This window comes from Micromonospora sp. U56, from assembly GCF_018070095.1.
Classification (GTDB): Bacteria; Actinomycetota; Actinomycetes; order Mycobacteriales; family Micromonosporaceae; genus Micromonospora; species Micromonospora purpureochromogenes.
Genome location: NZ_JAGPYL010000001.1, coordinates 211,461 through 236,411, shown reverse-complemented (window position 1 = coordinate 236,411; position 24,951 = coordinate 211,461). Strand labels below are relative to the sequence as shown.

Genomic DNA, 24,951 nt, shown 5'->3' with positions numbered 1-24,951 from the left:
GTGCCGGCTACGGTCGCCGGATGACGACGCCGCCGCCCGACCTGCCGAAGACCGAGTTCGCCTTCCCGGGGCCGCTGCGGGACCAGCTCGTCGCAGCCGTCCTCTCCGGCGCGAAGACCTCCACCACCGGTCTGTTCCAGGACCACGAGCGCGACGGCGAGCCGCTGCCGGTGGTCGGTGCCCGCTCGGTGGTGGTCGACTCCGCCGACCGTCCGGTCGCGATCATCGAGCTGACCGAGGTACGCCTCGTCCGGCTCGGCGACGTCGACCTGGACCACGCCCGGGACGAGGGCGAGGGGTACGACTCCGTCGCCGCCTGGCGCGCCGGGCACGAGACGTACTGGCACGGCCCCGACTACCGGGGTTGGCTCGGCGACCCCGACTTCACCGTCACCGACGACACCCTCGCGGTCGCCGTACGCTTCCGCCTCCTCCAGCGCCTCTGACGGCCGAACCGTCCCCGGAAGGAGTGGCCGTCCCACCGGAACAGCCACTCCTTCCGGGCGTCCGCGCCCGCCGAGGGGGGTCAGCGGGAGGCGACGGTCCTGACGACGGCTTCGGCCATGGCCCGGGCGGACTGTGGGTTCTGGCCGGTGACCAGGCGGCCGTCGACGACGACGTGTTCGGTGAAGTTCGGCGCCGGCACGTGGACGGCGCCGGCCTCGGTGAGCTTGTCGGCCAGCAGGAAGGGGACCTCGTCGCTGAGGCCCACGGCGTTCTCCTCGTCGTTGGTGAAGCCGGCCACCCGCTTGCCCGCCACCAGGTGGGAGCCGTCGGAGAGCTTCAGGTTCACCAGCGCGGACGGGCCGTGGCAGACCGCCGAGACGACCCCGCCCCGCTCGTAGACGGTCGCGGCGATGCGCGCCAGGTCCGGGTCGTTCGGGAAGTCCCACATGGTGCCGTGACCGCCGGCGAAGACGATCACGTCGTACCGGGTCGGGTCGACGTCCGCGGCCTTCGGGGTGTGCTCCACGCCGGCGGTGGCCAGGAAGTCGTTCTGGGTCCGGTCGTTCTCGTCCCGGCCGTCCAGCGGCGGCTGGCCGCCGGCCACCGAGACCAGGTCGACGTCCCAGCCGGCGGCCCGGAACACCTCCCACGGCTCCGCGGCCTCGCCGACGTAGAAGCCGGTCTCGCGGCCCGTGGTGCCGAGCTGGCGGTGGCTGGTCAGAGCGATGAGTACACGTGTCATGTCGACCATGCTGGCGCGCGAATCCATAGCTGACCAATAGGCGAACCACACAGCGGCGATAGGTTTGCTGATGTGAAGGTGTCGCTCGACCTGCTCCGCAGCTTCCTGACCGTGCACCGGTCCGGTTCCATCACCGCCGCCGCGGAGCTGCTCGGGCTGGCCCAGCCGACGGTCACCGCCCAGATCCGCGCGCTGGAGGAGGCGGTGGGCCGGCCGCTCTTCGACCGGGTGCCGAGGGGCGTGCTGCCCACCCCGGCCGGCGACGAGCTGGCCCGCCGGGTGGCCGATCCGCTGGACCGCCTCGACGCCGTGCTCGCCGACGACACGGCCACGCCGTACCCGCGGACGGTCTTCCTCGGCGGGCCGGCCGAGTTCCTCGCGGAGTTGGCGCTGCCGGCGGTGGCCGGTCTGGTCGCCGAGGGGCTGGAGCTGCGGGTCTCCGCGGGGCTGCCCGAGCAGCTCCTGGACGAGGTCGCCGCCGGCCGGCTGGACCTGGTGGTGAGCAGCGTGCGCCCCCGGCGGCGGGGGCTGGCCGTCGAGCCGCTCTACGACGAGGAGTTCGCGCTGGTCGCCGCGCCCGCCTGGGGCGAGCGGCTGCCGGACCCGCTGACCCCGCAGGCCCTGCGGGACGTGCCGCTGGTCGCCTATGCGGAGGAGGCGCCGATCCTGCGCCGCTGGTGGCGGACGGTCTTCGACACCCGACTCACCCGTACGCCCAGCCTGGTGGTGGCCGACCTGCGCGCGGTGCTGGCGGCCGTGGTGGCCGGCGCCGGGGCGAGCGTGCTGCCGACGTACCTGTGTCGCGATGAGCTGGCCTCCGGCGCGCTGCGGCCGCTGTCGAGCCCGGCGGTGCCGCCGCTCAACACCCTCTTCCTGGCCGCCCGGCCGGCGGTGGCGGGGCGGCGCGAGGTGCAGGCGGTGCGGCGGGCGCTGCTCATGGCGGCGGCCGGCTGGTAGCCCGGCGTCAGCGCAGGGCGCCGGCCCGGAGCAGGAGGTCGGCCAGGGCGGAGGCGGCGGCCGGCGGCTGGGGGCCGCTCGGGCAGTCGGTCCACTCGACCGTGTTCGCGCCGATGGTCAGCCGGTAGGTGTAGGTGTCCGCGCAGCGCACGTCGGGGCGGCCGGGGCCGCCGCCGCTGGGGGCGCTGCCCGCCAGCGCGCGCAGCCGGTCGAGGTCGGCCGGGGCGAGCTGACCGGTCCGGGTCGCGCCGGTGCGACCGGTCGCCGTCCACCGGCCGTCCGGTTCCACGGTGACGGTGTCCGCGCCGCCCGCGATGCCGCCGCTGCGGGTCAGCGTCACCCGGGAGGCGGTCGCGGCGGGGGCGCCGCTGGCGGTGCCGCCCGGCGTGGTGCTGCCCGGCGTGGCCGTGGCGGCCCCACCGGTGGGGGTGTCCGGCGCCGGCGCAGGTGAACCGGAACCGGTTGCTGAGCAGCCGGTCAGGAGGCTGGCCACAGTTACGATCTTGACAATGGCCAGGACGGATGATCTCATGCCGTTCGGACGTGCATCGATGCCGCCGGGTTCCCTCACCAGGGCTCATCCTCCGTTCGGCCAGTGTCGCGGGATGGAAGCGCTTCCCCTCTTCTCTTTTCTTCGATGTATCTGCATATTTACATGCGTGACTACCCCCGTCACATCTTCCTTGTCAGGAGGGCACGTGAGAAGAACCCTCGCCGCCGTCAGCGCAGCGCTGCTTACCAGCGGCATGCTGACCTGCGTCGCCACCGCAGCGCAGGCGGCCCCTAGCGCCCCCGCCCCGGACACCTCACCCGCAGCTCGTGCCGAAAGCCTGCTCCGCAACAACCCCGGCGCCGTCCAGGGCGTCAGCGGAGAGTCGTACCAGGCGGTCCGCACGAAGGTGGACGCGAACGGCGCGGCGCACACCCGCTACACCCGGACCTACCAGGGCCTGCGCGTCTACGGTGGCGACTTCGTCATCCACACGACGCCCACCGGCGGCTACGCCGGCTCCTCGGTCGGCCTCGCCGCGCCGCTCACCCTCGGCACCGCGCCGAAGGTCACGCCGGCCAGAGCCAAGGCGACGGCCAGGAAGGCGTTCTCCGGCAAGCTGGAGAGCGTCGGCGCCCCGGAGCTCTTCGTCGACGCCAGCTCCGGCACCGGCCGCCTCGCCTACGAGACGGTGCTCTCCGGCTGGCACACCGACGGCCAGACCCCGTCCCGGCTGCACGTCATCAGCGACGCCGTCAACGGCAAGGTGATCGGCTCGTACGACGAGATCGAGATGGTCGCGGGCACGGGCCAGAGCGTCTACTCCGGCACGGTCGCCATCGACACCACGCTCTCCGGCAGCACGTACCAGATGATCGACCCGTCGCACGGCAACGGCAGCACCTGCGACATGAACCAGGGCACGTCGACCTGCACGACGTTCACCAACACCGACAACAGCTGGGGTGACACCAACACCCGCCAGCGGGCCGGCGTCGACGCGCACTTCGGCGCGGCCAAGACGTTCGACTACTTCAAGAACGTGCACGGCCGCAACGGCATCTTCGGCGACGGCCGCGGCGTGCCCAGCCGGGTGCACTACGGCAACAACTACGTCAACGCCTTCTGGGACGGCTCCCGGATGACGTACGGCGACGGTTCCGGCAACTCCCGCCCGCTGGTCTCGCTCGACGTGGCCGGTCACGAGATGGCCCACGGTGTGACCGAGAGCCTGGTGTCCGGCGGCCTGACCTACTCCGGCGAGTCCGGCGGCATCAACGAGGCCACCAGCGACATCTTCGGCAACATGGTCGAGTTCTACGCCAACACCACCGTCGACCCGGGTGACTACCAGGTCGGTGAGAAGATCAACATCAACGGCAACGGCACGCCGTTGCGCTACATGTACGACCCGGCGCTGGACGGCTCGTCCGACCGTTGCTGGACCACCGGCACCAAGAACAAGGACGTGCACTACTCGTCCGGCCCGGCCAACCACTTCTTCTTCAACCTGGCCGAGGGCACCGGTGCCACCCCGTACGGCACCTCGCCGATCTGCGGCTCCGCCCCGGCGGTGACCGGCATCGGCCGGGCCAAGGCGGAGAAGATCTGGTACCGCGCCCTGGACGTGTACTTCACCTCCAACACCTCGTACGTCAACACCACCACGCCGTCGAACACCGCCCGGGCCTACACGTTGCGCGCGGCGACCGACCTGTACGGCAACTGCTCCACCGAGTACAAGGCCGTCCAGGCGGCGTGGACCGCGGTGGCCGTCTCCGGCAACGACGCGCCCTGCTCGTCGACCGGTAACGACTTCTCCGTCTCGCTCTCCCCGACCTCCGGCTCGGTGACCGCGGGCGGCTCGATCTCGACCACCGTCGCCACCGCCACCACCGGTGGCACCGCGCAGACCGTGACGTTCTCCGCGTCGGGCCTGCCGACCGGCGCCACCGCCACGTTCAGCCCCACCTCGGTCACCTCGGGCGGCTCGTCGACGCTGACCATCGCCACCTCGGCCGGCACCCCGGCCGGCACCTACCCGGTGACCGTGACCGGCGCCGGCTCGGTGAACCGGACGGCGACCTACACGCTGACCGTCAACGGCACCGGTGGCGGCTGCACCGGCGCCGGCCAGAAGCTCGGCAACCCCGGCTTCGAGTCCGGCACCACCCCGTGGGCGTCGACCTCGGGCGTCATCGGCTCGTTCACCGGCCAGCCCGCCCGTACCGGCACCCGCAACGCCTGGCTGGACGGCTACGGCAGCACCCACACCGACACGCTCTCGCAGGCGGTGACCCTGCCGGCCGGTTGCACGTCGTACAACTTCACCTTCTGGCTGCACATCGACTCGGCGGAGACCACCACCGGCACCGCGTACGACACGTTCAAGGTGCAGGTGCTCAACTCCTCCGGGACGGTGCTGGCGACCCTGGCGACCTACTCGAACCTGAACAAGGCCGCCGGGTACTCGCAGAAGTCGTTCTCGCTGGCCTCGTACGCCGGCCAGACCGTCACCCTGAAGTTCACCGGCACCGAGGACTCCTCGCTCCAGACGTCCTTCGTGGTCGACGACACCGCGGTCAACGTCTCCTGACCTGACCTCGCCGTCGGCGGGCCCGGCGGCCACCCCTCGCGGGTGGTCGTCGGGCCCGCGCCGTTATGGTCGCCGGACCGGGTCGGCGCGCGCCGGCCGGCGGAAGGGGTGGTGTCGGTGTCGGACGCGGAGCTGACCGTCGAGGTGACCGGCGCGGTGGCGACGGTGACGATCCGGAACCCGGCCCGGCGCAACGCGATGACCCTGGACATGTGGCGGCGACTGCCGGTGCTGCTCGACGCCCTGGAGGCCGACCCGGCGGTGCGCGCCCTGGTGCTCACCGGCGCGGACGGCACCTTCTGCGCCGGCGCCGACCTGGGCGACCTGGACGAGTTGCTGGACGCCGGCGACCACAGCATCGCGGTCGTCGCCGAGGAACGGCTGGCCGCCTTCGCCAAGCCGACGGTCGCCGCCGTGCAGGGGCCCTGCGTCGGCGGTGGTTGCCAGCTCGCCGTGGCCTGCGACCTGCGGGTCGCCGCCCCGGACGCCCGCTTCGGCGTGCCGCCGGCCCGGCTCGGGCTGGTCTACCCGGCCCCGACCACCCGCCGGCTGACCCGGCTGGTCGGCCCGGCGACGGCGAAGTTCCTGCTCTTCACCGCCGAGCTGATCGACGCCGAGCGGGCGCTGCGGGTCGGCCTGGTGGACGAGGTGGTCGACGACCTGGCCGGCCGGGTGGCCGCGATCACCACCGCCATCGCGCAGCGCTCGCAGCTCAGCGTCGCCGCCGCCAAGGAGATCGTCGACGACCGGGCCGGGCCGGCCCGGATCGCCTGGTGGCACCGGAAGGTGCGGGACAGCGGCGAGGCCCGCGAGGGGGTCGCCGCCCACCGCGAGCGACGCGCGCCGAACTTCGCCTGGTCGCCGTCGGACCGCCCCTGACCGCCGCGCGCCCCGATCCACCGGTACGTCCATCGCCCGATGCGCTGCGTGGTCCGCTCCTGATCGTCGTCCCGTCGGTTCGAGGGGCCGGCCCGGCACACCTCCCGGGCGCTACGGACCTGATGACGAGGACGAATCGCCTGGCTTCCTGATGTCATCGGTCAGCTGGCCGCTGGCCACGTCGCACTGACCTGGGATCTCCAGCCTGGATGTCGCGTTCGGACGCGTGGCGGCGTCGATCACCACCTGGCTCAAGGCCGGCGAGCAGCTGAGCCGCCTCGCCGCGGACCTCCGCGAGTTCCTGGCCAAGCCGTGAGTCGTTTACGACATCAGGTCTGTAGCGTCGGCAACCCCTCTCCCTCCGGCGGGCCGGCCAGTCCGGGCGGCAGCGAGCTTCGGCGGTGAGGACGGGTGGGGGTCGTCAGCCGCCGGCCCGGGGAGCCGGCGGAGTCGAAGGCGACGTGACGAGCCTCAGCAGCTCGTCGACCGACCACTGGTCGTAGACGTGCTCGCCGTGCCTGCTCGCCAGGACCGAGCCGTCCGGCGCGATCAGGAAGTCGGCGGGGAGCCCGAACCGCCCGCCGTGCGGGACGGCCGCCGGTGGGCGCTCCCGGCCCCGCAGGACGGCCCACGAGCTGCGCAACACCGCGCGCAGGATCGGCAGCCAGGCGCGCGGGCTGAGCAGTGCGCGCACGGACGGCTCGACGCCGAACTCGCGGTAGAGCCGCTTGTCGGGGTCGGCGATGACGGCGAAGGGCAGGTCGTCGATGTGTTCCCGCAGTTCGTCGGCGGGGGGGTGGAAGACCACCACCTCGCGTACACCGGCCGCTTCGATCTCGGCGTGCCGGCGGACGATCGAGCGCAGGTGCAGGTTGCAGACCGGGCAGCCGGCGAACCGGCGGAACTGGAGGTGGACCAGGCGTTCGGCGTCGGGGACGGCGACCGGCGGGCCGGAGACCGGGGTGAGCCGACGGCGGGACACGGTCGATCCGAGGGCGGACGGGCGGGGCATGGTTGCCTCCCTATCGTAGGCGTACGACGTACTCCTACAGGGTTAGGCTTACGGGGATGCGGACCGCGATCGGCGGACATCCCGCCGTCGTGCCGCTGCTCCCCGTGCACCGGCACCGGTCGCCGACCGTGCTGCGCTGGACGGAGACCGTGCTCGGCGTCCTCGCCGAGGCGGGCTTCGCCGGCACCCGCCGGGTGGTCGCGCTGCGCGCCCTGCTCGCGTACGCCATCGGCGCGATCCAGCTCGAACACCTGGGCCCGCTCTCGGGCAGCGGCACCGACGCGATGGCGGGACTGTCCCCGGCGGAGTTCCCGCATCTGTCGGCCACCGCCGCCGACGCCCGGCGGGTGGGACCGGACGCGGAGTTCGACGGCGGACTCGACCTGCTGCTGCGCGGCCTCGCCGTCTCCTCGGACTGACCGGGGCGGAGGGACCGGCGGGCGCCGCGCCGGAGGCGTACCCCTCCGACGCGGCCCCCTGTGCCCGCCGGCCGGCGGGTCACCGCCCGGCGAACGCGGCCCAGCTCGGCGTCACCGGCTCGCGCCGCAGCGGCATGCCCGCCTCGGCCGGCGTCCGGTCGCCCTTGCGCTGGTTGCAGGCGTAGCAGGCGGCGGTCGTGTTCTTCCAGGTGTTCCGGCCGCCGCGCGAGCGGGGCAGGATGTGGTCGATGGTGCTGGCCGGGCCGCCGCAGTACGCGCAGCACCGGTCGTCGCGCCGGAGCACGGCGGCACGGGACCAGGCCGGCCCGGCGTGGAACCGCCAGCGGGTGACCACGTACCGGACGAGGCGGACCACCCGGGGGACCGGGAAGACCCCGATCACCTGGTCCGGCTCGGCCTCGTGGATCTCGGCGACCCGGCGGCACAGCATCCGGATCGCGTGCTGGACGGTGACCCGGTGCAGCGGGCCGAGGTCGGCGTTGATGACGAGGACGGCGTCCACCGGGCTCTCCCTTCACGAATCGGCGGCGGACCGGTCCGGACAGCGAGAAGCCGCCCGGTCCGGCTGGGGGACGGGCGGCTGGAGCGCGTGCGGGCACGCGTCAGTCGGGCCACCCGTCCCGGTGACCTTCAGCTCGGCAACCATCGAGCGGCAGCGTCGACCACGCGCACGTGACGTGCGACAACGACATGACTGACTCCCGGCGGGCTGGTTGACCTTGCGCGATCACGGTAGGGCGGCCCGGGCGGGCCGGCAACGCATTTCGATGCCCGCCCGGGCCGGCTCAGCCGGAGACCGACCAGACCGACGGGCCCAGCGCTCAGCGTCGGGCCAGCAGCCCGCGCGGCCGGACGGACCGGACCGGCTCGGCAGCCGCGCCCTCGGCCCGCAGGATGTGGTTGGCGGCGATGATGCCGGTGGCCGCCGCACGCTCCATCAGCGCGCTCGGGAACTCCGTCCGGATGCCGTCGCCGGCCAGGTAGAGGCCGTTCGCGTCGGTGCGTACCCCTGGCCGGTCGGCGTGGCTGCCCGGGGTGAACGCCGGGGCCTGGGCCTCCAGCCGGGCGCGCAGCTCGCGGACCCGCAGCCCGGTCGCCTCCGGCCAGAGCGTGGTCAGCTCGACCCGCATCCGCTCGGCCAGCTCCTCGGCGGGCACGCCCTCGTCGCAGGCGTACGCGTGCAACTCCACCACCGAGCCGCCGGTCCGCTCGGCCCACCGGCGGGAGGAGTTCTCCAGCCGGTGGTAGAGGGTCACCGAGTCCAGGGTGGGCTGCCGGGACACCCCGCTGAACACCGCCCGGTCGGCGCGGACGTCCCCGTCCATCCAGTACCGCGCCACCGCGTACGGCGGACCGGGCCGGCCGAACGCGGGCATCCGCGCCACCAGCCGGGGCGCCGCCCCGGGCAGGCCGGGGGAGGCCGCGACCAGGGCGGCCAGCGCCGGCGGGTCGACGGCGAGCACGACGTGCGCGGCGCGGTACGCCGAGCCGTCCGCGGTCCGCACCCGCCAGCCACCGGGCTCCCGGTCCAGCCGGGTGACGGCGGCCTCGGTGACCACCCGGCCGCCGTGCTTCTCGACGTGCCGGGTCAGCGGCTGCCAGATCGCCGTCGCGTAGTCCTCGTCCGGGCAGTCGAAGGCCAGCCCCTCCGGGTTGCCGAGCAGGTAGAAGTGGAACTGGGCGATCATCTCGGCGGCCGACATCTCCGCCTCGCGGTTGAAGAACGAGTGCGAGAAGACCTCGAAGAGCATGGCCCGGGCCCGGTCCGGCAGCTTCAGCGAGGTCAGCAGCTGGTCGGCGGTGGTGGTGTCGAACTCGGCGTAGGTGCGTTCCGGGTGATAGTTGAGCAGCGGCAGCGCGGCGTCCCGGTCCATCCGGCGCAGGTCGGCCAGGCGCAGGCTGGGGCTGCGCAGCAGGAGGGCGAGCAGGTTGAGCGGCGCGGCCGGCGGCAGTCGGCCGAACTCCTCCGTCGGCCACTGCCCGCTCAGGATCGGGTACCCGGGGATCGGCTTGAGGAAGCCCAGGCCCGGATCGACCCGGCGCAGGATCGCCCGCCAGTTGTAGTACTGCCGGAAGAACGCGTGGAAGCCGTGCTCGATGAGCTGGGTGCCGTCGGTCAGGGCCACCGGCCAGGCGCCGAGCCGGCCGCCGAGCGTTGGCGCGGCCTCCAGCACGGTCACCGCCACGCCCCGCTCGGCAAGCACCACCGCCGCGGACATGCCGGCGATCCCGCCGCCGACCACCACGGCCTCGACCGGGCGCGGCACGCGAGCGGCGCCACCGCCGCCGGGGTCGACCACCCGCTGCCGTACGCCGATGAGCCGGCCCAGCATCTGTGACAGCGCCATGTGCACCTTCCCGGCCGAAGAAATCTCAGTCTGCCCGGTCAGCCCTCGGCCGGCAGCAGACAGCGCCGTTCCCGGTCCGAGGCGGGCCAGACGTACTCCAGGTCGGGCGGGATGTCGCCGAACCGCGGCCGGTAGTGCTCCGGGTCCTTGCGCAGCAGCGACGAGCGGTGGCTCAGGTGCAGGTCCTCCCGGCCCAGCCAGGGTGGCAGCTCGCCGGCCCCGGCCAGCTCGGCCTGGGTCCGGATCCGCTCGATCCCGCAGGCGGCGGCCAGATCGGTGGTCATGGTGCCGGCGCAGGTGTCCGCCCGGCCCGGCTCGCACCAGACGGCGCACATGTCGAGCCCGTACCGGGTGAGCGCCTCCTCGTAGCCGGCCCACATCTTCACCGCCGGATGGTTGCGCCAGCCGTAGGTGGGCCGGGTCAGCCCGCGCAGCACCTGGATGGTCTCCACCCGCTGCTTGCCCAGCCGCTTCTGGTCCAGCGTCCGGGCGCTCGCCAGGAAGTCCGGGTACGGGAGGAATGTCTGCATGCCGCTGCACTACCCGGCGTGCGCCCCGACATGCGCTCATGATCAGCGGGGCTGCGCCCGGTGCGACCGGCTGACTACGATCCGGTCATGGCGGAACCCCTGCGCGACCGCGCGCGCCGCGCGACCGGCTGGCGGTTACGGGCCAACGGCGAGACGCGGCCGCACTACGTCGTCTGCGGCAACGACCCGCTCGCCTACTGGGTGGTCAAGGCGTTGCTCGCCACCGAGCTGGCGCAGGGCCGGGTCCGCATCACACTCGTCGTGCCCGAGCGCCGTCGCTCCGAGGGGCCGGACGGCCGCGACGTCGACGGCATCCAGGTCGTCCGCGCCGACCGGCTCGACGAGGCCGCCTTCCGCCGGGCCGGCCTGGCCGGCGCGGACGGGCTGGCCCTGCTGCACCAGGACGACGTGGGCAACATGCACGCGGCGCTCTGCGCCCAGGAGGTCGAGCCCCGGCTGCGCCTGGTGGTGCGCATGTTCAACACCAGCCTGGCCAACGGCCTGCGCGAGCTCTTCCCCGACTCGGCGGTGCTCTCCGACGCCTCCATCGCCGCCCCCGCGTTCGTGGCCGCCGCTCTCGGCGAGGTCGCCCCCACCCATTTCCGGCACGCCGGGCGCACCCTCTACGTGGCCCGCCGCGAGGACGTACGCGCCGGTGACGTCGTCTGCGGCCTGGCCGTCACCACGGATCCGGCCCTGGTCCGCGTGCTGCCGGCCGACGAGCCGGCGGCCGACGTGGTGCTCGCCGAGGCGACCGGCCAGCCGGCCGGCACCGAGCTGGCGGCCCGCCGGCTGGTCCGGGCCCGCCGCCGCCGGCAGCCGGTCGCGGTGCTGCTCCGGGCGGTCCGCAGCTTCGCCACCCGCAAGATCGGCATCGCGGTGATGGTGCTGCTCGGGGTGATCGCGGTGCTCGGCTGGCTCAACTCCCGCGCGGTGGACGTGAGCTGGACCGAGGCGCTCTACCTGACCCTGGTCACCACGCTCAGCGGCCAGGACCCGGACGTCACCAAGCCGGCCGCGGCGCAGATCATGCAGGTGGTGCTCAACCTCGCCGGGCTGGCGCTGATCCCGCTGATCACCGCCGTGGTGGTCGACGGCATCGTCAACGCCCGGCTCGCCCTGCACGCCGGCCGGATCCAGCCGCAGCGCACCGGGCACGTCGTGGTGGTGGGGCTGGGCAACATCGGCACCCGGGTGATGGCCCAGCTGCGCGACTTCGGTGTCGAGGTGGTCGCGATCGACCGGACCGCCGAGGCGCGCGGCGCGGCGCTGGCCCGTCGGCTGGGCGTACCGCTGATCGTCGGGGACGCGGCCCGGGAGGAGACCCTGCGGTCCGCCTCGGTGGAGACCTGCCAGGCACTGGTGGTGGTCTCCACCGACGACGGGGTCAACCTGCGCGCCGCGCTCAACGCCCGGGCGCTCAACGCCGAGCTGCGGGTGGTGCTGCGGCTCTTCGACGGCGACTTCGCCGAGCGGATCCAGCAGGCGTTCGGGATCGGCATCTCGCGCAGCGTGTCGTACCTGGCCGCGCCCGCGTTCGCGGCGGCGCTGCTGGACCGGGCGGTGATCGCCACCATCCCGGTCGACCGGCACGCACTGCTGGTGGTGGAGGTGCCGGTGGTGGCCGGCGCGCCGCTGGACGGCCGGCCGCTGGCCGCCGTGGCCCGCCCCGGCGAGGTGCGCCTGCTCGCGCACACCCGGGCCGGGCAGCGGACGGACTGGTCCGCCGACCCGCGCATGGTGATCAACTCGGGGGACCGGCTGACCGTGGTCGCCCGGCGGGCCGGGCTGAGCGCGCTGCTGCGCGAGACCACCCCGCTGCCCGCCGCGCCGGCCGGCACGCCCGCGCCCCGCGAGCCGGAGGACTGACCCGGGTCAGCGGGCCCGGTGGCGGAGGGCGTACCAGGCGGCGCCGAGGGCCAGCACGCCGAAGCCGGCGAGCACGCTGGCCGGCGGCAGGTTGACCGCGAGCAGCAGGCAGCCGACCAGCCCCGCGACGGCCAGCGCCCGTACCGGCAGCTTCCGGGCCGGATCCCGGCCGAGCGTCAGCGCCGACGCGTTGGTGATCGCGTAGTAGACCAGCACGGTGCAGCTGGAGAAGCCGATCGCGCCGCGTACGTCGCCGAGCGCGACCACCAGGATCACCACGGCGGCCACCGCCAGCTCCGCCCGGTGCGGCACCCGGTGGACCGGGTGCACTGTGGCCAGCGCGCCGGGCAGGTCGTGGCGGCGGGCCATCGCCAGCAGGGTCCGGCCGACGCCGGCGAGCAGGGAGAGCAGCACCCCGGTCACCGCGACGGTAGCCCCGGCCCGGACCAGCCAGGCCAGGTCGGGCAGCCCGGCGGCGGTCACCACGTCGACCAGGGGCGCGGCCGAGGCGGCCAGCCGGTCGGCCCCGAGCACGCCGACCGCGACCACGGCGAGGAGCAGGTAGACCGCCAGCACCACGCCGAGGGCCAGCGGCACCGCCCGGGGGATGGTCCGCTCCGGGTCGCGTACCTCCTCGCCGAGGGTGGCGATCCGGGCGTACCCGGCGAAGGCGAAGAAGAGCAGCCCGGCCGCCGTGAGCACGCCCCGGATCGAGCCGCCGGCTTCGGTGAGCCGGTCGAGCCGGACGTCGCCGGCCGCCACCCCGGCCACCGCGACCAGGGCCAGCACCGCCAGCACCACGACCACCAGGAGCTTCGTCGCGGCGGCGGTCTTGCCGATGCCGCGCAGGTTCACCGCGGTCACCGCGACCACGGCGGCGACGGCGACCAGCCGGGCCTGCCCGGGCCAGAGGTACGCCCCGATGGTCAGCGCCATCGCCGCGCAGCTCGCCGTCTTGCCGACCACGAATCCCCAGCCGGCCAGGAAGCCGGCGAACGGGTTCAGCCGCTCCCGCCCGTAGACGTACGTGCCGCCCGACTCGGGATAGCGCGCGGCCAGCCGGGCCGAGCTGGTCGCGTTGCAGAAGGCGATGAAGCCGGCCAGCGCCAGCGCGACCAGCAGCCCGGCGCCGCCGGCCGCGGCGGCGGCCGGGGCGAAGACCACGAAGACGCCCGCGCCGAGCATCGACCCCAGCCCGATCACCACCGCGTCGGGTACGCCCAGCCGGCGCCTCAGTCGCTCCACCGGCAGCAGACTAGGTGATCGAGGTGAACGGACGGTCCCAGGCGCGCAACCGGCCGGGAAGGGGCAGGTCGTCCCAGGGCACCCGGTGCAGCAGCCGGTCCAGCAGCAGCCCGAGCAGCAGCCCGGCCACCGAGTCGGTCAGCCAGTGCCAGCCCAGGTAGGTGGTGGTGGTCAGCACCACCAGCGGCGGCACCACCCGGACGACGGTGACCAGCCAGGTCGGCAGCCGCCGGCCGAAGGTGCGCAGCAGCGGCGCGATCAGCAGCGCCAGCACGCCGTACCAGACGATCGCGTTGGCGACGTGGCCCGACGGGTAGGACTGCGCGTAGGTCACCGGCAGGTCGTGCTGGAACAGCGGCAGGGTTCGGTCGGGCGGCAGGAAGGGCTCCTTGGCGCTCGCGCTGGGGGCGGGGCGGGCGGTCCACACCTTCAGTGGCCCGATTGTCAGGGTGGTCAGCGCGAAGGCGGCCACCGGGGGCAGCACCGGGCGGACCGAACGCAGCCGGACCGCCAGCAGCACGCCCAGCCCGGCGGCGAGGAGCGTCAACGGGGTGCCCTGGCCGAGGAAGTTGAACACCCGGGCCACCCAGTACGCCGCCGCCGGCCGGTGCTCCCCGGCCCAGTCGGCCACCGCCCGGTCGATGCCGAAGAAATGGTCGGTGGCGAGCGCCACGGTCAGCCCGACCAGCCCGGCCAGCAACAGGGCGTCCCACCACCAGCCGGCGGGGCGTACCCGCGGTGGTCGGGACGCGCCGCGTACCGTCGTGGTCTCCCGCACGCGATCACGCTACCGGCCGCGGGCGGCGACCGGCCGGCGCGGGCCGTGGCGGCTGTGTGCCGAGCCACGAAGGGAAGCGTTGGGCGGGGCGACCCTTCACACTTGTCCCCGTGCGGATCACCTCGGCCCTCGTCGACCCGGCGCTGCTCGATCTTCCCTGGTCGACGCCGCTGGAGCAGTGGCCTGCCCAGCACCTGGTGGCGCTGCCCCAGGGCATCTCCCGGCACATCGTCCGGTTCGTCCGGCTCGGTGACTACGTGTACGCGTTCAAGGAGACCCGCGAGCGGATCGCCGAACGGGAGTACGACCTGCTCCGTGCCCTGGAGCGGATCGACTTCCCGTCGGTCGAGGCGGTGGCGATCGTCGCCGACCGGCAGACCGAGGACGGGGAACCTCTGGAGTCGGTGCTGATCACCCGGCACCTGCAGTTCTCGCTGCCCTACCGGGCGCTCTTCTCGCACACCCTGCGACCGGAGACGATGGGCCGGCTGCTCGACGCGCTCGCCGCGCTGCTGGTCCGGATGCACCTGACCGGCTTCTTCTGGGGCGACTGCTCGCTGTCGAACACCCTGTTCCGCCGGGACGCCGGCGCGTTCGCCGCCTACCTGGTCGACGCCGAGACCGGTGCCCTGCACAGCTCGCTCTCCAACGGCCAGCGCGGCGAGGACCTGGAGATCGCCCGGGTCAACATCTTCGGCGAGGCGCTCGACCTCCAGGCCGCCGGGCTGCTGCACGAGTCCATCGACCCGGAGGTGGTCTGCGAGGAGGTCGTGCAGCGCTACGAGCGGCTCTGGCACGAGATCACCTACGAGCAGCAGGTCGAGCGGGAGGCCCGGCACGACATCGAGGGGCGGATCCGCCGCCTCAACGAGCTGGGCTTCGACGTGGCCGAGGTGGCCCTGTCGACGGTCGACAACGGCCGGTACCTGGTCCGCCCGAAGGTGGTCGACGCCGGCTACCACACCCGGCGGCTGCTCCGGCTGACCGGCCTGGACGCCGAGGAGAACCAGGCCCGCCGGCTGCTCAACGACCTGGACGCGTACCGGGTGGAGAGCGACCTGACCGACGAGCAGCAGGCGGCCCACCGCTGGCTGACCGAGGTCTTCGAGCCGGTGGTCCGGGCGGTGCCGGCGCACCTGCGCCGCAAGCTGGAGCCGCAGGAGCTCTTCGCGCAGATCATCGAGCACAAGTGGCTGCTCTCCGAGCAGGCCGGCCGGGACGTCGGCATGGGCCCGGCGGTGCAGTCGTACCTGGCCGACGTGCTGGTGCACCGCCCGGACGAGCAGGCGGTGCTGGGCGTCGAGGTCCCCACCGCGGGCTGACGCCACGGCCCCTGCCCGCCCGGTTCGATTCGCGCCCGAGGCTGTTCCGTGGCTGCTCCGTGCCTGCTCCGTGGCGTCGGCTCGGACCGGGCGGCGCGTGTGGTGCCGCGTCCTTTGGAGCTGATGTCGTAAACGATTCGCGCCGGCTGCCCGGCCGCGTCTGTCCACTGCGTCTCGCCGGTGTGGCGGTGTCCGGGGCCGGGGGATGGCGCCACCTTGGCGAAACGGAGTGAATCACCGAGGGATGACCGGTGATTCGTCTACGACATCAGCTCCAAAGGGAGTCGACGGGGCATGCCGCCCCCACGGAGGGGCTCACTCCAGCCAGGAGCCGCCGCGCATCACCCGAACCACGTTCAGCTCGTCGTCGAGCACGACGAGGTCGGCGCGGAGTCCGACCTGGAGCGCGCCGAGCCGGTCGCCGAGGCCGATCGCGCGGGCCGGCGTGGTGGCCACCATCCGGACGGCGTCGGCGATCGGGATGCCGGCGTCCACGGCGTGCCGCAGCGCGGCGTCCATGGTCAGGGTGCTGCCGGCGATCGCGCCGTCGCGGGCGAGCCGGGCCACCCCGTCGGCCACGGTGACCGCCTGGCCGCCCAGCTCGTACTCGCCGTCGGGCATCCCGGCCGCAGCCATCGCGTCGGTGATCAGCGCGACCCGCTCCGGGCCGGCGGTCGCGGTGGTGAAGGTGAGGATCCCGTCGTGCAGGTGCACGCCGTCGGCGACCAGCTCGCAGACCACGTTCGGGGCGTCGAGCAGGGCGACGATCGGGCCGGGCTCGCGGTGGTGCAGCGGCCGCATGCCGTTGAACAGGTGGGTGGCGACGCTCGCGCCCGCCGCCACGGCGGCCCGGGTCTCGTCGTACGTGGCGTCGGTGTGCCCCACCGCGGCGACCACGGCGTGCGAGGTGAGCAGCTTGATGGCCTCCAGCGCGCCGGCCCGCTCCGGGGCCAGCGTCACCATCCGCACCGCGCCCGCGCCCAGCTCGATCAGCTCGGCCAACTCGTCGGTGGAGGGGTCGCGCAGGTAATCCGGGTTCTGCGCGCCGCACCGCGTCGCCGACAGGTACGGCCCCTCGAAGTGGACGCCGGCCAGCACCCCCTCGCTGACCAGCGGGGCGAACGCGGCGGTCGCGTCCCGCATCAGCGCGAACGGGGAGCTGACCAGGCTGGCCAGCAGGGTGGTGGTGCCGTGCCGCAGGTGGAAGGCGGCCGCCGCGCGGGCGGCGTCGGCGTCGCCGGTGGTGAAGGTGTGCCCGCCGCCGCCGTGGGTGTGCATGTCCACGAACCCGGGCACGATCCAGTGCCCGTCGCGCTTCGCCGGGTACTCGGCGACCGCGGTGATCCGGTCGCCGCTGATCTCCACACACCCCTGCCGGATCACACCGGTCGGGGTCACCACCTTGCCGTTCACCCGCAGGGCCATCACTACTCCAGTCTGTCGAGGGCGAGCAGGGCGGCGCCGAGGCAGCCGGCCTCGTCGCCGAGGGCCGCCGCGACCAGGCGCGGCTCCCGGTGGAAGGTCATCCGTTCCCGCAGCGCCGCCCGCAGCGGGTCGAACAGCAGCGCGCCGGCCCGGGCCAACCCGCCGCCGATCACCATGGTCTCCACGTCGTAGAGCGCCTGGGCGGTGGCGAGCCCGTCGGCGAGCGCCTCGACGGCCTCCCGCCAGACCTGCCCGGCCAGCTCGTCACCGGCCGCCGCCCGGTCGGCCACCTCGGCGGCGGTCAGCGGGGTGCCGGCCAGCTCGGTGTACCGGCGGCCGACGGCCGAGGCCGAGGCGACCGCCTCCAGGCAGCCGGGCCGCCCGCAGCCGCAGCGCGGGCCGTCGGGGCGTACCTGGATGTGGCCCAGCTCGCCGGCGGCGCCGTGCGCCCCGGCGGCGGCCGAACCGCCGACCACGTGGGCGGTCGCGATGCCGGTGCCGACGGCGACGAAGAGGACGTGGCCGACGCCCCGGCCGGCGCCGAGCCGGCTCTCGGCGAGGCCACCGACGCGCACGTCGTGGCCGAGCGCCGTGGGCAGTCCGAGCCGCGTGGCGGCCAGCTCCCGCAGGGGTACGTCCCGGAAGCCGATGTTGGACGACCAGACCGCCACCCCGGCGGCCTCGTCCACCAGCCCCGGCACCCCGATGCCGCAGGCGACCGGGGTCAGGCCCTCGGCGCGGGCCTTGCCGGCCAGCCCTTCCGCCACGTCCAGGATGGTGTCGACCACGGCGGCGGGGCCGCGCTCGGCGCCGGTGGGGTGCCGTTCGGCGTGCACCACGGCGCCGTCCGGGCGGACCAGCGCGCACTTCATCCCGGTGCCGCCGACGTCCAGTGCGACGACGACGGGGGCACCGTCGGGGGCGTCGGTCACGCGAGGACCACGGAGCGGCTCAGGTGCCGGGGCGCGTCCGGGTCGAGGCCGCGACTGGTGGCCAGGGCGACCGCGAAGCGCTGGGCCAGGATCAGGTCGGCCATCGGGTCGACCGGGGTACGCCCCGCCGCCCAGCTGCCCAGCACGGTACGGCAGCCGTGGTGGCGGCTGTGCACGAACGCCGCGCCCGTGGCCGCCACGTCCTCGGGCAGCCCCTCGGGCAGCTCGCCGAACGCCCAGACCAGCCGGCCCGGTGCGGCGATCGAGATCGGGCCGTGCCGGTAGTCCATCGCCGGGTACGCCTCGGCCCAGAAGGTGGCCGCCTCCCGGCACTTCAGCGCGGCCTCCTGGGCCAGCCCGACCGTCCAGCCCCGGCCGAGGAAGGTGGCCTGCTCGATGCGGGCCGGGTCGATCGGCAGCGGGGCCCGGACGGTGACCTCGGCGTCGGCGGCGAGTGCCTCGACGTTGTCGCCGAGGTGGGCGCGGAGCAGCGCCAGGGCGGTGGTCGCGAAGCGGGTCTGCACCACCGACCGCTCGTCGGCGAAGGGCATGGTCACCGCCGCGTCGGCCAGCCCGGTGGCGGGCGAGGCGGGGTCGCCGACGAGGACCGTGGTGGGGGTCTGCCCGCGGAGCGCGGCGAGCAGGTCGAGCACCTCGGTGGTGGTGCCGGAGCGGGTGATCGCGATCAGCCGGTCGTAGCGGCGGCCGGTGGGAAACTCGCTGGCCTGGAAGGCGTCGGTCTCGCCGTGGCCGGCGCGCTCGCGCAGCCCGGCGTACGCCGACGCCATGAACCAGGAGGTGCCGCACCCGACGACGGCGACCCGCTCGCCGGGGCGCGGCAGGTCGGCGGCGACGGTGCCGGCGAGCTGTGCCGCCTCCCGCCAGCAGTCGGGCTGGCTCGCGATCTCCGCGTCGACGTACGCCATGAGAACTCCTCGCACAGGGGCGGCGGTGCGCAATACGGCTCATTACAGCCGCCTTTCGCGCGTCATTCTGCGCGAACCCGGGCGGCCGTGGCAACCAGCTCCCAGATCGCGCAGGTGGTGGTTTTGCGCCCTCGTAGTTTCGCGCACTACTGTGCACGCAATCAATCACCGTTCGTGCAGAGTCAACGGAGGCCCCCGCGGTGGACCGGTACGCCAGATGGAACGCTCTGCTCGAGATGCTGACCGACAGTGGTCGGGTCAGCGTCGAGGCGGCGGCCGAGCGGCTGGACGTCTCGCAGGCCACGATCCGCCGTGACTTCGACCAGCTCGCCCAGCAGCAGATGATCACCCGGACCCGGGGCGGCGCGGTCGCCAACGGCGTCTCGTACGACCTGCCGCTGCGCTACAAGACCGCGAAGCACTCCGCCGAGAAGCAGCGGATCGGCGCGGCCGCCGCCGCCCTGGTCACCCCGGGCACCGTGGTCGGGCTCAACGGCGGCACCACCAGCACCGAGGTCGCCCGCGCCCTGGCCGTCCGCCCCGACCTGAACACCAGCGCCGAGGGCGCCCAGTTGACCGTGGTGACGAACGCCCTGAACATCGCCAACGAACTGCTGGTCCGCTCCCGGATGAAGGTCGTGGTCGCCGGCGGGGTGGTGCGCCCGAAGTCGTTCGAGCTCGTCGGCCCGCTGGGCGGGGCGCTGCTGCGCGAGGTCACCCTGGACGTCGCCCTGCTCGGCGTGGACGCCGTCGACCCGCAGCTCGGCGCCGCCGCCCACCACGAGGGCGAGGCGGCGATGAACAACCTGATGGTGGCCCGGGCCAAGCGCGTCGTGATCATCGCGGACTCGTCCAAGCTCGGCGGGCACGCCTTCGCCCGGATCTGCCCGGTGGACCGGGTGGAGACGCTGGTGACCGACTCCGGGGCGTCCACCGAGGTGGTGGAGGCGTTCCGCGCCGCCGGGGTCAACGTCATCTGCGCCTGAGTGTCTCGTTGATACACGGTCGGTAGCGACTCGACGCCCCGATGCATACCGGGTATTGCCCTGCGGAGCATACCGAGTATGGTGACCGCTGTCATAAGCCAACCATCGGGGGAGGCGCAGCTTGTCGGCTGTCCTGGAGATCGAAGGTCTACGTAAGACGTACAAGAGCCGCCGGCGGGGCACCCGCAACGCGCTGGACGGCTTCGACATGCGGGTCGAGGCGGGCCAGGTGCACGGCTTCCTCGGCCCCAACGGGTCGGGCAAGACCACCACCCTGCGTACCCTGCTCGGCCTCATCCGGCCCGACGGCGGCCGGATGACCATCCTCGGGCACGAGGTGCCCGCGGCGCTGCCGACCGTGGCCGGTCAGGTGGGCGCGATCGTCGAGAGCCCGCAGTTCTTCCCGCACTTCACCGCGCGCGACACCCTGTCGCTGCTCGCCGGCGCCGGCGAGGTGCCGATCAGCCGGGTCGACGAGGTGCTGGAGCTGGTCGGCCTGCGCGACCGGGCCGGTGAGCGGGTCAGGACCTACTCGCTCGGCATGAAGCAGCGGCTCGCGGTCGCCTCGGCCCTGCTCAAGAACCCGAGGTTGCTGATCCTCGACGAGCCGGCCAACGGCCTCGACCCCGGCGGCATCCGGGAGATGCGCACCCTGATGCGCACCCTCGCCGAATCCGGGATGACCGTGGTGCTCTCCAGCCACATCCTCGGCGAGATCCAGCTCATCTGCGACTCGGTCACCATCATCTCGCTGGGCCGGCGGGTCGCCTTCGGCCCGGTCGACCAGGTGCTCGCCGCGCACTCGCACGGCGGGGTCCGGGTCCGGCTGGAGGCGGCCGAGGACCTCGCCGCCGCCGCCGACCTGCTGGACCGTTCCGGCGTGTCGGTGACCCGGCACCCCGACCACCTGATGCTGGCCGGCGTGGACAAGCCCGCCTCGGTCAGCCGGCTCCTCGCCGAGCAGCACCTGTACGTCAGCGAACTGGCCCCGGTCGCGGTGGACCTGGAGAGCGTCTTCCTGGAGCTGACCGCGACCGCGCCGGTGCCCGGTCAGCACCGCCAGGTCGACCAGTCCACGAAGGTCGGTGGGTCGGAGCAGGCCGGCGCCGCCGGAGGAGGTTGGGGAGCATGAGTCTCTACCGTACGGAGCTGCGCCGGCTGACCAAGCGGCGCCTGACCCGCTGGTCGGCCCTGCTGGGACTGCTGGTCCTGACCGCCGTGGTGGTGGGGGTCTTCTTCACCAACCAGAAGATCGACGCGAGTACGCGGGCCACGGCCGAGCGTGCCGCCGAGCAGCAGTGGCAGCAGGACGTCCGCAGCAACGAGCAGTACCGCGCCGAGTGCGAGAAGGCGAAGACCAGCGGCACTGCCCAGGCCGGCCAGTTCCCCGATGACTGCTCGATGATCCAGCCGCCGCCTCGGGAGGCGATCCAGGCGGAGTGGTTCCTGCCCTCCACCTTCGACTTCCGCACCAACTTCGGCGACACCCTGCTGCCACTCGCGGCCATCCTGGCGATGGTCGGGTTCGTGGTGGGGGCCTCATTCGTCGGTGCGGAGTGGAGCACCGGCGGGATGATGAATCTGCTGCTGTGGCGGCCGAAGCGGTTGACCGTACTCCTGACCAAGCTGGCGGCGCTGCTCACCGGCCTGCTCGCGGTGGCGGTGCCCACGACGGTGCTCTGGTTCGGCAGCTTCTGGCTGGTGGCCAACCTGCGCGGGAGCACCGCGAAGATGACCTCCGGCGCCTGGCAGTCGTTCGCTCTCGGCGGGCTGCGCGGGGTGGTGCTGGCCCTGGTGACCGCGACCATCGGCTTCGCCCTCGCGTCCCTGGGACGGCACACCGCGATGGCCCTGGGCGGGGTGATCGCCCTGATGGTGGTCGGCCAGTTCGGCCTCGGGATCCTCTTGGAAATGGCGGGTGTGCGCTTCGCCGCGGCGTGGCTGCTGCCCACGTATGCGCTGGCCTGGATGCAGAAGAAGGTCACCCTGGAGGACTGGGACTCCTGCCAGGCCACCTACTTCGGGGAGTGCAAGCCGGACACCCTCACCATCACCTGGCAGCAGTCCTCGGTGCTGCTGGCGGTGGGGCTGACGGTGATCCTCGGCGCGGCCCTCTGGACGATGCGGCGGCGCGACATCTCCTGACCCGCCGGCCGGGCTCCGCGCCACCGCGCGGGGCCCGGCGCGCGTCGGGTGCGTCGGGCAGCGGCCCTGGTTACGCTGGGGGTCCCCCCGGTCGGCGCTCGGAGTTGCCGGCCGTCCGCGCTGTGTGAGGAGCGACCATGCCCGCCGACGCGTCCGCCGCCGCCAGCGACCGGCCGGAGCCGTCCGGGCAGGCCGTCACCGACCAGCGGCCCGGGGCCGTCGTCCCCCCGCCGCGCAGCGCACCGCCGGTCGAGGACACCCCGGAGCCCGTCGACGCCGCTGCCGTCCTCGCCGCCATGGCGGACGACGCGCCGGAGGTCGAGGGGTTGCCGGCTGAACCGGTGCCCGCGCAGCGCGGACCGGGCACGGCGGACACCCTGACCGAGCGGGAGCAGTGGATTCTCGCCTTCGAGCAGCAGTGGTGGAAGCACGCCGGGGCCAAGGAACAGGCCATCCGGGACACCTTCGGCCTCTCCGCCACCCGCTACTACCAACTGCTCAACGCCCTGCTGGACCGGCCCGCCGCGCTCGCCGCCGAGCCGGTGCTGGTCGGGCGGCTGCGCCGGCTGCGCTCCTCGCGGGCCCGTAACCGCCGGCGCTGATCACTTCTCGTAGGTGCGCAGGCCGTTGCCGATGGCGAAGAAGGTCGGCGCCCACTCCCCGATGAAGATGCCCCAGCGGTCCGCGCGGGCCACGCCCGCCCGCTCCAGATGCTTGGATAGGAACCAACTGGTGAAGGAGAGCCCGATGCTGGCGAACCCCGCCAGGTACGCGTGCTCGGCCTTCAGCCCCGCCTCGTGCAGCCGCTCCAACATGGCGATCCCCCTGTCGCGTCGGTCGGGTCGGTCGGGTCGCCCGGCACGGGCCGGGTTCACGCCGAGCCGGCCCCGGTGCCGACCGGGAGGCCGACCCTGCTGACGCTACCGTCGGTAACCGGCTCGTACCGCCGGGTTCAGCCGATCCCGGCGGTGCCGGGCATGGGCATGGGGTGGGCCGGGCCGGGTAGCCGGGCTCTCGGGACGACGGCGAGGGGAGCGGGCTGATGGTGGGACCGGAGGCGCGGCACCCGGCGGGGCACACGGTGCGGACCGTCGGCGAGGCGTACGCGATGCGGGTGCGGTCCGCCTCGGTGGCGGCGCCCGGCCGCCCGGAGAACGAGGACGCGGTGTTTCGGTTCGGTCCGCTGGTGGGCGTCCTCGACGGGGCGACCGTGCCGGAGGGCTTCGACACCGGGTGCGTGCACGGGCCCGCCTGGTTCGTCCGCCACCTGGCCGCCCGGATCGGGCTGGCCGTCGCCGCCCGGCCGGCGGCGACCCTGGTGAGCAGCCTCGCCGCAGCACTGCTGGCGGTCCGCGCCGACCACGGGGACGCCTGCGACCTGGACCATCCGGGGACCCCGTCGGCGACCGTCTGCCTGCTCCGGGAGGGCGGCGACGAGATCGACTACCTGGTGCTCTGCGACAGCCCGCTGGTCCTCGACGTCGGCGGCCGGGTCGAGGTGATCTCCGACGACCGGCTGGACGACGCGCTGGCCGACCTGCGCCGGATCGCGGCGGGACTGCCGGCCGGGGAGGTCGACGCGGAAACCCGGTTCCGGCAGGCGGTGCAGGTGCAGCGGGAGCGGATGAACCGCACCCACGGCTACTGGGTGGCCGCGACGGACCCGGACGCCGCGTACCACGCGGTCACCGGAACCCTGCCGCTGCGCGGGCCGAACGCGGTCCGCCGGGCGGTGCTGCTCTCCGACGGCGCGTCCAGTGCCGTGGAGCAGTTCGGCCTGTTCGACTGGGCCGGACTGCTCGACCTGGTGACCACGCAGGGGCCCGGGGCGCTCATCGACCGGGTACGCGCCGCGGAGCGCGACCATCCCGAACTGCTGCGCCGGCACAAGCGCGCCGACGACGCCTCGGCGGTGCTCTGCGAGTTCCCGTCCCGCACCTGAGCCGCGCGGCCCGGCCGGTGCCGGCGCTGGCCGCCGACAGCGGAGCGTGACGCGGAACACCCCGATGGGACGACCGGCCGGTACCTCCGACCGGAGGGTCATTCGCGGCCCAAAGGGCTGGACGACCGGCGGCGGTACCGGCAGACTGCGGCACTGTGACGGGTGCGGTACGACTGGAGCCACTGGACGAGCGGAACCTGGAGCCGTTGCTCTCCGTAGCGGTGGCCGAGGCGGAGGCGGGTGACGTGATGCCCCCGGTCGAGGCACCCGCCGGCTGGTCGCTGGCCCGTCGGGAGGCGTTCCGGGAGTTCCACCGGGCCAACTTCGCCGGGCTCGACGGTCCCACCCGCACCCGCATGTACGCGATCGTCGCCGGTGGCGAGGTGGTCGGCATGGTGCGGATGAGCCGCTGCGAGGAGCCCGGCGTGGTGGAGACCGGGATGTGGCTCGGGCGTTCGGCGCGCGGCCAGGGCCTCGGCGTCGGCGCCCTGCGCGAGTTGCTCAACGAGGCCGCCGCGGCCGGCATGCACGCCGTGGTAGCGGACACCACCCGGGACAACATCGGGGCCGTCCAGGTGCTGAAGAAATGCGGCGCGAAACTGCTCGAAAATGGCGAGAAAGTCCACGCCGAAATCTGCCTCGACGCCACTCCGCCGGCATTTTGACAATTCTTCGCGAGGTTTGATCCATCTCGCGTCCTTCCTGGTCGACCCGCTCTGACTGTCCGGTTTGCGGCCTTGATCGTCGACTGGACGACTCCTTCCCCTCCTTGTGGTAATGCGACCGGGAATTGCCGGGAAATGTTTTGTGCCGGGCCGGGCGGGTACTGCCGGCCGGGTCCGTAACAACGGGACGTCCCGACGCAGGACCGCCGTGCGCATTTCCCCGGTGCTGGTTTCCGGCCCTCGGTGGAGACGGGTCGTCCCGACCACCGGGGAGT

General features: G+C 73.8%; 25 protein-coding genes and 1 pseudogene. 14 read left to right on the top strand and 12 right to left on the bottom strand.

Annotated features, from left to right (window positions below):
* Positions 1–20: 20 nt before the first annotated feature.
* Positions 21–446 (top strand): ASCH domain-containing protein, encoded by a 426-nt coding sequence (locus KBX37_RS01170; RefSeq protein ID WP_210773736.1) that lies wholly within the window; start codon positions 21–23, stop codon positions 444–446.
* Positions 447–526: 80 nt separating this feature from the next.
* Here the strand turns inward: KBX37_RS01170 and KBX37_RS01165 are convergent, their stop codons facing one another.
* A complete protein-coding gene (locus tag KBX37_RS01165; RefSeq protein WP_247656780.1) occupies positions 527–1,189 on the bottom strand; it encodes a type 1 glutamine amidotransferase domain-containing protein in 663 nt (220 codons plus the stop codon).
* Positions 1,190–1,261: 72 nt separating this feature from the next.
* Between KBX37_RS01165 and KBX37_RS01160 the strand changes: the two genes are divergently transcribed.
* On the top strand, positions 1,262–2,146 hold the full coding sequence (locus KBX37_RS01160) for a LysR family transcriptional regulator (RefSeq protein WP_210773735.1): 885 nt from the start codon (positions 1,262–1,264) through the stop codon (positions 2,144–2,146).
* Between the two features lie 7 nt (positions 2,147–2,153).
* On the opposite strand, the gene KBX37_RS01155 is transcribed toward KBX37_RS01160, so the two are convergent.
* A complete protein-coding gene (locus tag KBX37_RS01155; RefSeq protein WP_210773734.1) occupies positions 2,154–2,639 on the bottom strand; it encodes a hypothetical protein in 486 nt (161 codons plus the stop codon).
* A gap of 205 nt (positions 2,640–2,844) precedes the next feature.
* Here KBX37_RS01155 and KBX37_RS01150 point away from each other — a divergent pair, with 205 nt between their 5' ends.
* From KBX37_RS01150 to KBX37_RS35840, 3 genes and pseudogenes are all read left to right on the top strand, one after another.
* Entirely contained in the window at positions 2,845–5,232 is a 2,388-nt protein-coding gene (locus tag KBX37_RS01150; RefSeq protein WP_210773733.1) for a M4 family metallopeptidase, read from the top strand.
* Between the two features lie 111 nt (positions 5,233–5,343).
* Complete coding sequence (locus KBX37_RS01145) at positions 5,344–6,111, top strand: enoyl-CoA hydratase/isomerase family protein (protein WP_210773732.1); 768 nt, start codon at positions 5,344–5,346, stop codon at positions 6,109–6,111.
* A 138-nt stretch (positions 6,112–6,249) separates the two neighbouring features.
* Positions 6,250–6,427, top strand: a pseudogene (locus tag KBX37_RS35840) (DUF6228 family protein); the annotation flags it as partial.
* A gap of 105 nt (positions 6,428–6,532) precedes the next feature.
* Here KBX37_RS35840 and KBX37_RS01135 read toward each other — a convergent pair.
* Entirely contained in the window at positions 6,533–7,123 is a 591-nt protein-coding gene (locus tag KBX37_RS01135; protein WP_210773731.1) for a peroxiredoxin-like family protein, read from the bottom strand.
* Positions 7,124–7,179: 56 nt separating this feature from the next.
* On the opposite strand from KBX37_RS01135, the gene KBX37_RS01130 reads away from it, so the two are divergent.
* On the top strand, positions 7,180–7,542 hold the full coding sequence (locus KBX37_RS01130) for a TetR/AcrR family transcriptional regulator C-terminal domain-containing protein (RefSeq protein WP_210773730.1): 363 nt from the start codon (positions 7,180–7,182) through the stop codon (positions 7,540–7,542).
* A 79-nt stretch (positions 7,543–7,621) separates the two neighbouring features.
* Here the strand turns inward: KBX37_RS01130 and KBX37_RS01125 are convergent, their stop codons facing one another.
* From KBX37_RS01125 to KBX37_RS01115, 3 genes are all read right to left on the bottom strand, one after another.
* Complete coding sequence (locus KBX37_RS01125) at positions 7,622–8,065, bottom strand: HNH endonuclease (RefSeq protein WP_154941475.1); 444 nt, start codon at positions 8,063–8,065, stop codon at positions 7,622–7,624.
* A gap of 319 nt (positions 8,066–8,384) precedes the next feature.
* Positions 8,385–9,911, bottom strand: coding sequence for an FAD-dependent oxidoreductase (locus KBX37_RS01120; RefSeq protein ID WP_210773729.1), 1,527 nt, complete (start codon positions 9,909–9,911; stop codon positions 8,385–8,387).
* A gap of 38 nt (positions 9,912–9,949) precedes the next feature.
* Complete coding sequence (locus tag KBX37_RS01115) at positions 9,950–10,441, bottom strand: MSMEG_6728 family protein (protein WP_210773728.1); 492 nt, start codon at positions 10,439–10,441, stop codon at positions 9,950–9,952.
* Positions 10,442–10,528: 87 nt separating this feature from the next.
* On the opposite strand from KBX37_RS01115, the gene KBX37_RS01110 reads away from it, so the two are divergent.
* On the top strand, positions 10,529–12,310 hold the full coding sequence (locus KBX37_RS01110) for an NAD-binding protein (protein ID WP_210773727.1): 1,782 nt from the start codon (positions 10,529–10,531) through the stop codon (positions 12,308–12,310).
* A 6-nt stretch (positions 12,311–12,316) separates the two neighbouring features.
* On the opposite strand, the gene KBX37_RS01105 is transcribed toward KBX37_RS01110, so the two are convergent.
* Both KBX37_RS01105 and KBX37_RS01100 read right to left on the bottom strand, forming a co-directional pair.
* A complete protein-coding gene (locus KBX37_RS01105; RefSeq protein ID WP_210773726.1) occupies positions 12,317–13,555 on the bottom strand; it encodes an APC family permease in 1,239 nt (412 codons plus the stop codon).
* Positions 13,556–13,565: 10 nt separating this feature from the next.
* Positions 13,566–14,333: a phosphatase PAP2 family protein gene (locus KBX37_RS01100; RefSeq protein WP_210773725.1), complete on the bottom strand. Its 768-nt coding sequence runs from the start codon at positions 14,331–14,333 to the stop codon at positions 13,566–13,568.
* A 110-nt stretch (positions 14,334–14,443) separates the two neighbouring features.
* Here KBX37_RS01100 and KBX37_RS01095 point away from each other — a divergent pair, with 110 nt between their 5' ends.
* The gene (locus tag KBX37_RS01095; protein ID WP_210773724.1) at positions 14,444–15,655 is read left to right on the top strand and encodes a DUF4032 domain-containing protein; all 1,212 of its coding nucleotides are present in this window, start codon (positions 14,444–14,446) and stop codon (positions 15,653–15,655) included.
* 315 nt (positions 15,656–15,970) lie between these two features.
* Here KBX37_RS01095 and nagA read toward each other — a convergent pair whose 3' ends face one another.
* From nagA to KBX37_RS01080, 3 genes are read right to left on the bottom strand one after another with little or no spacing between them, the layout of a single operon-like run.
* The gene (nagA, locus tag KBX37_RS01090; protein WP_210773723.1) at positions 15,971–17,080 is read right to left on the bottom strand and encodes an N-acetylglucosamine-6-phosphate deacetylase; all 1,110 of its coding nucleotides are present in this window, start codon (positions 17,078–17,080) and stop codon (positions 15,971–15,973) included.
* 2 nt (positions 17,081–17,082) lie between these two features.
* Positions 17,083–18,012, bottom strand: a complete 930-nt coding sequence (locus KBX37_RS01085) for an ROK family protein (RefSeq protein WP_210773722.1) — start codon at positions 18,010–18,012, stop codon at positions 17,083–17,085.
* Positions 18,009–18,938, bottom strand: a complete 930-nt coding sequence (locus KBX37_RS01080; protein ID WP_154941487.1) for an SIS domain-containing protein — start codon at positions 18,936–18,938, stop codon at positions 18,009–18,011. Before KBX37_RS01080 ends, KBX37_RS01085 begins: the two co-directional genes overlap by 4 nt.
* Before the next feature lie 200 nt (positions 18,939–19,138).
* On the opposite strand from KBX37_RS01080, the gene KBX37_RS01075 reads away from it, so the two are divergent.
* From KBX37_RS01075 to KBX37_RS01060, 4 genes are all read left to right on the top strand, one after another.
* Positions 19,139–19,924 carry a DeoR/GlpR family DNA-binding transcription regulator gene (locus KBX37_RS01075; RefSeq protein WP_210773721.1) on the top strand — a complete coding sequence of 262 codons (786 nt, stop codon included), beginning with the start codon at positions 19,139–19,141 and terminating at the stop codon, positions 19,922–19,924.
* A 121-nt stretch (positions 19,925–20,045) separates the two neighbouring features.
* The gene (locus KBX37_RS01070) at positions 20,046–21,056 is read left to right on the top strand and encodes an ATP-binding cassette domain-containing protein (RefSeq protein WP_256440162.1); all 1,011 of its coding nucleotides are present in this window, start codon (positions 20,046–20,048) and stop codon (positions 21,054–21,056) included.
* On the top strand, positions 21,053–22,069 hold the full coding sequence (locus KBX37_RS01065) for an ABC transporter permease subunit (protein ID WP_210773720.1): 1,017 nt from the start codon (positions 21,053–21,055) through the stop codon (positions 22,067–22,069). Before KBX37_RS01070 ends, KBX37_RS01065 begins: the two co-directional genes overlap by 4 nt.
* A gap of 137 nt (positions 22,070–22,206) precedes the next feature.
* Entirely contained in the window at positions 22,207–22,671 is a 465-nt protein-coding gene (locus KBX37_RS01060; protein WP_210773719.1) for a DUF3263 domain-containing protein, read from the top strand.
* On the opposite strand, the gene KBX37_RS01055 is transcribed toward KBX37_RS01060, so the two are convergent.
* Positions 22,672–22,884, bottom strand: a complete 213-nt coding sequence (locus KBX37_RS01055; RefSeq protein ID WP_210773718.1) for a hypothetical protein — start codon at positions 22,882–22,884, stop codon at positions 22,672–22,674.
* Positions 22,885–23,111: 227 nt separating this feature from the next.
* Here KBX37_RS01055 and KBX37_RS01050 point away from each other — a divergent pair, with 227 nt between their 5' ends.
* Both KBX37_RS01050 and KBX37_RS01045 read left to right on the top strand, forming a co-directional pair.
* The gene (locus KBX37_RS01050) at positions 23,112–24,011 is read left to right on the top strand and encodes a hypothetical protein (RefSeq protein ID WP_247656777.1); all 900 of its coding nucleotides are present in this window, start codon (positions 23,112–23,114) and stop codon (positions 24,009–24,011) included.
* Positions 24,012–24,166: 155 nt separating this feature from the next.
* Entirely contained in the window at positions 24,167–24,676 is a 510-nt protein-coding gene (locus tag KBX37_RS01045) for a GNAT family N-acetyltransferase (protein ID WP_210773717.1), read from the top strand.
* Positions 24,677–24,951 lie beyond the last annotated feature (275 nt).

Bases quoted from the DNA above. Each gene is read 5' to 3' on its own strand.
- KBX37_RS01055 (WP_210773718.1), bottom strand. From the start codon at position 22,884: ATGTTGGAGCGGCTGCACGAGGCGGGGCTGAAGGCCGAGCACGCGTAC.
- KBX37_RS01135 (WP_210773731.1), bottom strand. From the start codon at position 7,123: ATGCCCCGCCCGTCCGCCCTCGGATCGACCGTGTCCCGCCGTCGGCTC.
- KBX37_RS01165 (WP_247656780.1), bottom strand. From the start codon at position 1,189: ATGACACGTGTACTCATCGCTCTGACCAGCCACCGCCAGCTCGGCACC.
- KBX37_RS01120 (WP_210773729.1), bottom strand. From the start codon at position 9,911: ATGGCGCTGTCACAGATGCTGGGCCGGCTCATCGGCGTACGGCAGCGG.
- KBX37_RS01115 (WP_210773728.1), bottom strand. From the start codon at position 10,441: ATGCAGACATTCCTCCCGTACCCGGACTTCCTGGCGAGCGCCCGGACG.
- KBX37_RS01065 (WP_210773720.1), top strand. From the start codon at position 21,053: ATGAGTCTCTACCGTACGGAGCTGCGCCGGCTGACCAAGCGGCGCCTG.
- KBX37_RS01050 (WP_247656777.1), top strand. From the start codon at position 23,112: ATGGTGGGACCGGAGGCGCGGCACCCGGCGGGGCACACGGTGCGGACC.
- KBX37_RS01130 (WP_210773730.1), top strand. From the start codon at position 7,180: ATGCGGACCGCGATCGGCGGACATCCCGCCGTCGTGCCGCTGCTCCCC.
- KBX37_RS01110 (WP_210773727.1), top strand. From the start codon at position 10,529: ATGGCGGAACCCCTGCGCGACCGCGCGCGCCGCGCGACCGGCTGGCGG.
- KBX37_RS01060 (WP_210773719.1), top strand. From the start codon at position 22,207: ATGCCCGCCGACGCGTCCGCCGCCGCCAGCGACCGGCCGGAGCCGTCC.
- KBX37_RS01170 (WP_210773736.1), top strand. From the start codon at position 21: ATGACGACGCCGCCGCCCGACCTGCCGAAGACCGAGTTCGCCTTCCCG.
- nagA (WP_210773723.1), bottom strand. From the start codon at position 17,080: ATGGCCCTGCGGGTGAACGGCAAGGTGGTGACCCCGACCGGTGTGATC.
- KBX37_RS01080 (WP_154941487.1), bottom strand. From the start codon at position 18,938: ATGGCGTACGTCGACGCGGAGATCGCGAGCCAGCCCGACTGCTGGCGG.